The organism is uncultured Gemmiger sp. (assembly GCA_944388105.1).
Lineage (GTDB): Bacteria > Bacillota > Clostridia > Oscillospirales > Ruminococcaceae > Gemmiger.
The window spans coordinates 1-2660 of sequence record CALXHN010000164.1 but is presented as its reverse complement, the minus strand read 5'-3'; the positions used below and the strand labels follow the sequence as shown (position 1 = coordinate 2660).

Here is a 2660-nt window from a genome sequence, read left to right as displayed (position 1 = left end):
AATGCTATCATAAGGCAAAGAGTGGAAAAGAGCGGACAAGTGTGCCCCTAGGCCGTGTCCGCACAGGATAACCGGTATACGGAAACATAGTATGGAGGGTTTTACGATGGCAAGAGATGCAAAAGAAATTCTGAAGGAATGCGGCGCTTTTCTGGAAGGTCACTTCCTTCTTTCCAGCGGCCGCCACTCCGGGGCCTACTGCCAGATGGCCTATCTGCAGCAGTACCCGGACAAGTGCGCCGAGGTCATGGCGCCGGTGGCCGAGAAGCTGAAGGAGATGGACGTGGACCTGTTTGTGGGTCCCGCCATGGGCGGCATCGTCTATGCCTATGAGCTGGGCCGCCAGTGCGGCAAGCCCGCCATCTTCACCGAGCGGGTGGACAACGTCATGACCCTCAAGCGCTTCCAGATCAAGCCCGGTACCCGCTGCATCATCGCCGAGGACGTGGTCACCACCGGTGTGTCCAGCCTGGAAACCAAGCGCGTGATCGAGGAAGCCGGCGGCATCTGCCTGGGCATTGTCTGCGTGGTGGACCGCACCACCGCCTCCGCCCCCTCTCCCATTCCCATCCTGGCCAGCGCCCTGAAGCTGGAGCTGCCCAACTACGCCCCCGACGAATGCCCCATCTGCAAGGAAGGCAAGCTGCCCCTGGTCCATCTGGGCAGCCGCAAGATGCAGGAAAAGGCGAAGCAGAAGCTGTAATTTTTTGAAGCGAGGCAAACTATGCAGGCATATCTGATTTTGGCAAACGGGACGGTGCTCACCGGCAGCAGCATCGGTGCCGAAGGCACCACCGTGGGCGAGGTCGTGTTCGCCACCGGCATGGTCGGCTTTCAGGAGACCCTGACCGACCCCAGCTACTACGGCCAGATCATCACCCAGACCTACCCGCTGATCGGCAACTACGGCATGAACAGCGAAGATATGGAAAGTTCCCGCATCTGGGCGCGGGGGTACATCGTGCGCGAAGCCTGCACGACCCCCAGCAACTTCCGCTGCGAGATGACCCTGGACACTTTCCTGAAAAAGCATAACATCATCGGCATCGAGGGCATCGACACCCGCAGCCTGACCCGCACCCTGCGGGAGAGCGGCGTCATGAACGGCGCCATCACCACCGAGTTCGACCCCATCGCCGAGCCGGACAAGATGGCGGAACTCATGCCCGCCATCCAGGGCTATGCGGTGACCGAGGCGGTGAAATCCACCACCTGTGCCGCGCCCAAGACCTTTGAGCCCACCGCCGAACCCAAGGACGGCGGTCCGGTGCTGCATGTGGCCCTGCTGGACCTGGGCTGCAAGAACAACATCGTGCGCTGCCTGCAGAAGCGTGGCTGCCGCGTCACCGTTCTGCCCGGTACCACCACCCCCGAGGAGCTGGCGGCCCTCAAGCCGGACGGCCTCATGCTGTCCAACGGCCCCGGCGACCCGGCGGAAAACACCCAGATCATCTCGAACATCCGCAAGATGCTGGACACCGGCATCCCGGCTTTCGGCATCTGCCTGGGCCATCAGCTCACCGCTCTGGCCGCCGGTGCCAAGACCAGCAAGATGAAGTACGGTCACCGCGGCGCCAACCAGCCGGTCACCGACTTTGCCACCGGCCGCACCTTCATCACCAGCCAGAACCACGGCTATGCCGTGCTGGGCGGCACCCTGCCCGCCGGTGTGGGCCGGGTGAGCCATGTGAACGCCAACGACAAGACCTGCGAGGGCGTGGAGTATATGCAGTGGAACTGCTTTACCGTGCAGTTCCACCCCGAGGCCAGCGGCGGCCCCCGGGACACCGAGTTCCTGTTTGACCGGTTCATCCAGAACATCCGCCGCATCAATCGTGTTAAAGGAGGGCTGTAAGAATGCCGAAAGACCCGAAAATCAAGAAGGTAATGGTCATCGGCTCCGGCCCCATCATCATCGGTCAGGCCGCCGAGTTCGACTATTCCGGCACCCAGGCCTGCCGCGCTCTGAAGAGCGAGGGCATCGAGACGGTACTGGTCAACTCCAACCCGGCCACCATCATGACCGATCCCGACATTGCCGACCATGTGTATATCGAGCCCCTCACCGCCGAGGTGGTGGAGCGCATCATTGAAAAGGAAAAGCCGGACGCCATCCTGCCCAACCTGGGCGGCCAGATGGGCCTGAACCTGTCCATGGAACTGGCCCGCAACGGCTTCCTGGACCGTTCCGGCGTGCGGCTGCTGGCCTGCCGTCCGGACACCATCGACCGCGCCGAGGACCGTCAGCTCTTCAAGGATACCATGGAGAAGCTGCACCAGCCCATCGTGCCCTCCAAGGTGGTGGAAGAGCTGGAGGATGCGGTGGAATACGCCGCCACCATCGGCTACCCGGTCATCGTTCGTCCCGCCTTCACCATGGGCGGCACCGGCGGCGGCATCTGCGAGGACGAGGAAAAGCTGCGGGAGATCGCCACCAACGGCCTGCGCCTGTCTCCCATCACCCAGATCCTGGTGGAAAAGTGCATCGCCGGCTGGAAGGAAATCGAATACGAGGTCATGCGTGACTCCAAGGGCAACGTGATCACCGTCTGCAACATGGAGAACCTGGACCCCGTGGGCGTGCACACCGGCGACTCCATCGTCGTGGCCCCCAGCCAGACCCTGTCCGACAAGGAATACCAGATGCTGCGCACCGCCGC

General features: G+C 62.6%; 2 protein-coding genes and 1 pseudogene. All 3 read left to right on the top strand.

Annotated elements, in window-relative coordinates; genetic code table 11:
- Positions 1–106: 106 nt before the first annotated feature.
- Positions 107–703 carry an orotate phosphoribosyltransferase gene (gene pyrE, locus Q0K17_RS11140; RefSeq protein ID WP_294542980.1) on the top strand — a complete coding sequence of 199 codons (597 nt, stop codon included), beginning with the start codon at positions 107–109 and terminating at the stop codon, positions 701–703.
- Positions 704–724: 21 nt separating this feature from the next.
- A complete protein-coding gene (gene carA, locus Q0K17_RS11135; protein ID WP_294542979.1) occupies positions 725–1855 on the top strand; it encodes a glutamine-hydrolyzing carbamoyl-phosphate synthase small subunit in 1131 nt (376 codons plus the stop codon).
- 2 nt (positions 1856–1857) lie between these two features.
- Positions 1858–2660: pseudogene (locus Q0K17_RS11130) on the top strand (ATP-grasp domain-containing protein); the annotation flags it as partial.

Coding starts and splice junctions, on each gene's coding strand:
- pyrE (WP_294542980.1), top strand. CDS start 107: ATGGCAAGAGATGCAAAAGAAATTCTGAAGGAATGCGGCGCTTTTCTG.
- carA (WP_294542979.1), top strand. CDS start 725: ATGCAGGCATATCTGATTTTGGCAAACGGGACGGTGCTCACCGGCAGC.